At 56.8% G+C, this 6,082-nt stretch carries 4 protein-coding genes; 2 read left to right on the top strand and 2 right to left on the bottom strand.

Features of this window, described 5'->3' with window-relative positions; all coding sequences use genetic code 11:
* Both DK872_RS27550 and yicI read left to right on the top strand, forming a co-directional pair.
* Window positions 1-890, top strand: an 890-nt coding sequence (locus DK872_RS27550) for a glycoside-pentoside-hexuronide (GPH):cation symporter (protein WP_237656201.1), incomplete at its 5' end; no start/stop codon positions are given.
* A 10-nt stretch (window positions 891-900) separates the two neighbouring features.
* Window positions 901-3,219, top strand: coding sequence for an alpha-xylosidase (gene yicI, locus DK872_RS13910; protein WP_161518459.1), 2,319 nt, complete (start codon window positions 901-903; stop codon window positions 3,217-3,219).
* A gap of 42 nt (window positions 3,220-3,261) precedes the next feature.
* On the opposite strand, the gene lpxO is transcribed toward yicI, so the two are convergent.
* Window positions 3,262-4,170 (bottom strand): lipid A hydroxylase LpxO, encoded by a 909-nt coding sequence (lpxO, locus tag DK872_RS13905; protein WP_007369475.1) that lies wholly within the window; start codon window positions 4,168-4,170, stop codon window positions 3,262-3,264.
* A 101-nt stretch (window positions 4,171-4,271) separates the two neighbouring features.
* Entirely contained in the window at window positions 4,272-6,008 is a 1,737-nt protein-coding gene (locus tag DK872_RS13900) for an AsmA family protein (RefSeq protein WP_161518458.1), read from the bottom strand.
* Window positions 6,009-6,082: the final 74 nt, after the last annotated feature.

Here is a 6,082-nt window from a genome sequence, read left to right as displayed (position 1 = left end):
CGCTGGTGAAATTAATTGGCGGCGAAGACAAAGTCGCTGGTTTCCAGGGCGGGATTGCGGTGCTCTCGGTGGTCGCCTTTATGATGCTGGCGTTCTGCTTCTTCACCACCAAAGAGCGTATCCAGGCACCGCCGAGCACCACCTCAATGCGTGAAGATCTGCGCGATATCTGGCAGAACGACCAGTGGCGCATCGTCGGCGTGCTGACCATCCTCAACATCCTCGCCGTCTGCGTGCGCGGCGGCGCGATGATGTATTACGTCACCTGGATCATGGGCGATGCCGCCATCTTTACCGCGTTCCTCACCACCTACTGTGTCGGCAACCTGATTGGCAGTGCGCTGGCGAAACCGCTGACTGACTGGAAATGCAAAGTCACCATCTTCTGGTGGACTAACGCCGCGCTCACCGTGCTGAGCATTGCCATGTTTTTCGTGCCGATCCAGGCCAGCGTCACCATGTTCATCTTTATCTTTGTCATCGGCGTGCTGCACCAGCTGGTAACGCCAATCCAGTGGGTGATGATGTCCGACACCGTCGATTACGGCGAATGGTGCAACGGTAAGCGCCTTACCGGCATCAGCTTTGCCGGTACGCTGTTTGTACTGAAACTCGGCCTTGCATTTGGCGGCGCGTTGATTGGCTGGGCGCTGGCCGGTGGCGGTTACGATGCCGCGGCTCACAGCCAGAACAGCACCACCATCAGCATCATTATTGCCTTGTTCACGCTGGTTCCGGCGCTTTGCTACCTGCTCAGCGCCATTATCGCCAAACGCTTTTACACGCTGAAAACCCCGTTCCTGAAAGCGATCATGGCGCAACTGGCGCGTGGCGAGCACCGCGGCAAGCAGGGGTTTGGCCATGTTTCAGCCCGGGAAGAATTACTGTAAGGAGTGACAGATGAAAATTAGTGATGGCAACTGGCTTATCCAGCCGGGGTTGACGTTAATCCAGCCGGTTCAGGTATTTGAAGTTGAACCGCAGGGCAATGAGATGGTGGTCTATGCCGCACCGCGCGATGTGCGTGAGCGCACCTGGCAACTGGATACCCCTTTGTTTACGCTGCGCTTTTTCTCGCCGCAGGAGGGGATTATCGGCGTGCGCATTGAGCACTTTCAGGGGGCGCTGGATAACGGCCCGCACTTCCCGCTTAACGTTGCGCAAAACGTTCACGTGGAGATACGCAACACGGAAGCGTTTGCCGAGCTGCAAAGCGGTTCGCTTAGCGTTCGCGTGGGGAAAGGCGACAACTGGGCGATAGATTTTCTGCACGATGGCGAACGCATCACCGGCAGCCAGTTGAAAAATAACGGCTATGTGCAGAATGGCAACAGCGGGCGCAACTACCTTTTTGAGCGGCTGGATCTCGGCGTGGGCGAAACGGTGTATGGTCTCGGCGAGCGCTTTACCGTGCTGGTGCGCAACGGCCAGGCGGTGGAAACCTGGAACCGCGATGGCGGCACCAGCACCGAGCAGTCGTACAAAAATATCCCCTTCTATCTGACCAATCATGGTTATGGCGTGCTGGTCAATCACCCGGAAGCCGTGGAATTTGAAATCGGTTCGGAGAAGGTCTCCAAAGTGCAGTTCAGCGTTGAAGGCGAATATCTGGAGTATTTCGTTATCGACGGGCCGACGCCGCAGGCGGTACTGGATCGCTATACCCGCTTTACTGGCCGTCCGGCGCTGCCGCCCGCGTGGTCATTCGGCCTGTGGCTGACCACTTCGTTCACCACCAACTACGACGAAACGACGGTGAACAGCTTTATCGATGGCATGGCCGAACGCCAGTTGCCGCTGCATGTGTTCCATTTTGACTGCTTCTGGATGAAGGCCTTCCAGTGGTGCGATTTCGAATGGGACCCGCTGACCTTCCCGGATCCGGCCGGCATGCTGAAGCGGTTGAAAGCGCGCGGGCTGAAAATCTGTGTCTGGATCAACCCCTATATCGGGCAAAAATCGCCCGTTTTCCGCGAGCTGAAAGAGAAGGGTTACCTGCTGAAACGCCCGGATGGCTCGCTATGGCAGTGGGACAAATGGCAGCCGGGGCTGGCGATTTATGACTTTACCAACCCGGAAGCCTGCCAGTGGTACGCCGATAAGCTCAAAGGCCTGGTGGCGATGGGTGTGGATTGCTTCAAAACCGATTTCGGCGAACGCATTCCGACCGATGTGGCCTGGCATAACGGCGCGTGCCCGCAGAAGATGCACAACCATTATGCGTACATCTACAACGAACTGGTGTGGAATGTGCTGAAAGAGACGCTTGGCGAGCAGGAAGCGGTGCTGTTTGCCCGCTCGGCTTCCGTGGGTGCGCAGCAGTTCCCGGTTCACTGGGGTGGCGACTGCTACGCCAACTACGAATCGATGGCCGAAAGCCTGCGCGGTGGGTTATCCATTGGACTTTCCGGTTTTGGCTTCTGGAGCCACGATATCGGCGGCTTCGAAAATACTGCGCCTGCGCATGTCTACAAACGCTGGTGCGCGTTCGGGCTGTTCTCCAGCCACAGCCGCCTGCATGGCAGCAAATCCTACCGCGTGCCGTGGGCGTACGATGAAGAGTCCTGCGATGTTGTACGCCACTTCACACAGTTGAAATGTCGCCTGATGCCGTACATTTATCGCCAGGCTGCGCAGGCGCATGAATCTGGCGTGCCGATGATGCGTGCCATGGTGCTGGCCTTCCCGGAAGATCCCGCCTGCGACTATCTCGACAGGCAGTATATGCTCGGCGATGCGCTACTGGTCGCGCCGGTGTTCAGTGAAGCGGGCGATGTGCAGTTTTATCTGCCGGAAGGACGCTGGACGCACCTGTGGCATAACGACGTCCAGATCGGCAGCCACTGGCATAAACAGCGCCACAACTTTATGAGCCTGCCGGTTTACGTACGTGACAATACGCTGCTGGCGCTGGGCAGTAACGATCAGCGGCCGGATTATGCCTGGCACGAGGACACGGCATTTCAGCTGTTTTCCCTGGATGACGGACGTGAAGCGTTGTGCGAAGTGCCGGATGCCCGCGGCGCGGTGATCTTCAGTCTGCGGGCGAAACGTGCACATGGCGTGATTACGATACAGGCTGACGGTGCAGGGCGTAACTGGACGCTGTGCCTGCGCAATATCGCACAGATTGCCGGGGTGCAGGGCGCAACGCAGTCCGGCAGCGAGCTGGGTGTGGTGATTACGCCGCAGGGTAGTGAAGTGCGTATTACGCTCTGATTTTGAGGGGTATTTCCCTCTCCTTGTCGGGAGAGGGAGCAATTACAGTAAACCCGGCACAATAATCGCAGCAAAGATCGCGATAATAACCAGGTATTTCAACGCATAGTAGAGCTTGCGGCTGCGTTTTTTAAGGCGCTGGCCGCCTTCTCGCAGGGCATAAATATATTTGAAGATCCGGTTGATGGCGCCGGTACGGTCGCCTTCGTCGTTCGGCGAACTGGCGGCAGACATCAGCGTGGCACCAACCCAATGGTTGATCGCCTGCGCCCATCGCCATTTCATTGGCCGTTCGATGTCGCAGAACAGAATAATGCGTGTCTGGTCCGTTTTGTTTTCCGCCCAGTGAACATATGTTTCGTCAAAAATCACGGCTTCTCCGTCGCGCCAGCTGTGGCGCTGGCGATCGACTTCGATAAAACAACGATTGTCGTTCGGCGTGGCTAAGCCTAAGTGGTAACGCACGGAACCGGCATACGGGTCGCGGTGTTTACCAAGATAAGCGCCCGGAGGAAGCTCGGCAAACATCGCCGCCTTAATGGAGGGGATCTGGTTAACCAGCCGGGTAGTGACCGGGCAGAGCGCCTGCGCCGAAGGATGGGCATCGTCGTACCATTTCAGATAAAAACGCTTCCAGCCGCGTTTAAAGAAGGTGTTAAAACCGGCGTCATTATTGGTCTGCGCTGCTTTGATGTGATCCTGCAAACGCAGCGCTTCTTCACGTATTACCTGCCAGTTATCAGTAATCTTTTGTAACTCGGGAAACGCGGCAGTATCAAAAAAAGGCTGCTTTGGCGGCAGGCGCGAAAAACCGGTCATAAACATATTGATCGGCGCCATAAACGTCGAATGATCAAACAGCTGGCGCGAAAGCTTTTGTTTCTCTATGCCGCGGGAATGCGCATAGAACACGCTGATAAGAAAAACGGCGAGAATGATAACGGCGGTCATCGTAACTGTCCTTCCTCAAAAATTGAGAAGAATCGTAGATCACCGTTAAAAAGCCTTCCACATTCTCACGGGGAAGGCGCAATTTTTGTTAAAGTAATGTTTCAGGGCTGGGCAGGGGCGGGCTGTGCGGGCGTCTCAGTTGCGGATGGCGCCACTACGCCGCCCGATACCACGCCGCCATGCATGCTCTGTTTTACCTGCTGTTTCTGTACGTTTACCGCAGATAACTCGCCGTTAACGCTGGGCTTCAGCGGGGCATCGGCGCGTATGCTGCCGCTGGCGGTCAGTTGCAGGTTGCCATCGCCGCTTATCGGTAATGCTGGCCAGCCCCACTCCTGGAGCACATTCAGCGGTACACCGCGTCCGTTCAGGCTGACATTGACGCTGCGATCCGGCGTTTGCGAGACCACGGCTTTCGCCTCCAGCAACCCTTTGTCGGTGAAGGCGCTCAGCTCAGTAATATTGACCATGTTGCCGTTGGCATTCAGCGCCAGCGACGGACGGCGCACGTCCACGCGGTTGAATGTTGCCGCTGCGGCATTTAGTTTTGCGCTACCGCCCCAGACGCCCCATTTCCCTTCGCGCACCAGTTGCAGATTGTCGCCATAACCATCCAGCGCGGTGAGCTGCCACGGGAACGTCGGATCGATATCAATCACCAGGTTGCGGCTGGCGCTGAATTTCTTCAGCGTTACCGTGTTCAGCCACGGCGGCAGATCGTCCATCCACAGTTGCTTCCAGTTTTCCGGCAGTGTGTACTCCAGCCCGGCGAATGCGGCGTCGTCGAGCACCAGCGCATGGCCCGCGCGATACCAGTTACCGGAGGTGCGCACCATGCCGTTTTCCCAGCGCGAGGTGAATTGCTGTAGCGCAATTCCCTGCGGAGAAAAGTTGGCATTCAGGATCGGGTCGAACAGGTGCAGCGAGCCGTAAATAAACTCGCTGGCGTTCATCGACAGCCTGCCGTCGTCGCTCTGCCAGTCACCCTTAATCAGCGTCAAATTGCTCAGGCTCAGATCGAGGTCGGTAACCGCCCAGCCCGGCCCCTGTAAACGCGCGTCCGTCACGTCGACACGGCCAATCTGTAATGACGGCAGTGTGGTGAGCGGGTTGAAGAAATCGAGCAGGGTTTTATCGCTTTGCAGGCGAATATCGTTCAGGCGCAGATTATTCACCACCCAGCCGCCATCGGCAGTGCGTTTCGCATCGCCGGTCAGCGAGCCGCGCGCCATGTCCGCGCCGATAGTCGTCAGGGTAACAACATCTTTGTCGATACTGCCCTGAATAAGCACATTGCTGGCCGGAACGCCGTTTAACGTCAGCGAACCGGCGCTCATCTGGATTTGCGTTTTACTGCCCAGCACATTGCCGGCCACCGGCTGCCAGGGCGAGACGCCGCCCATCACCCGTTGCGCGCTCAGATCCCAGCCCGTGGTCGGGCTATTGAACGCCATATTATTGAGTTGCAGGCGATCGGCCTGGAAGGGAAGCGGCGCGGCAGACGGGGAGAAATTGAGCGTGCCATCCTGCAATAAAATAGTGTCGGCGTGCAGCGGATCGGTCAACTGGCGGCTGCTCAGGCCAATATCCACGGTTTTAGCGACCAGTGTCGCCGGGTTGCCTTTGCGGCCGAAATTGACGTTTTTCAGTAATACATGGGAAGGCGAGGAGAAGCGGTGATCAATCACGTCGAAGGTGAGGTGATAGTCGCTGTTGTTATTCACCCAGTTGCTGACCTGTGTCGCACCCCAACGGGTTTGCAGCAGAAAATAAGCGGCCACTATCGCCAGTAGCAGGACGATAACGACAACTAAAAGCAGCTTTCCAAGAAATTTCATGATCTTCCATCCCCGAAGTGTCAATCAGGCAGTTATGCACGATTTATGCGCAATGCTCAAGGGCGGAATGATGA

Origin of the sequence: Kosakonia sp. MH5, from assembly GCF_009935945.1 — a bacterium.
GTDB classification, from domain to species: domain Bacteria; phylum Pseudomonadota; class Gammaproteobacteria; order Enterobacterales; family Enterobacteriaceae; genus Kosakonia; species Kosakonia radicincitans.
The sequence above is the reverse complement of the archived record's forward strand: the minus strand, read 5'-3'. Positions and strand labels throughout refer to the sequence as shown.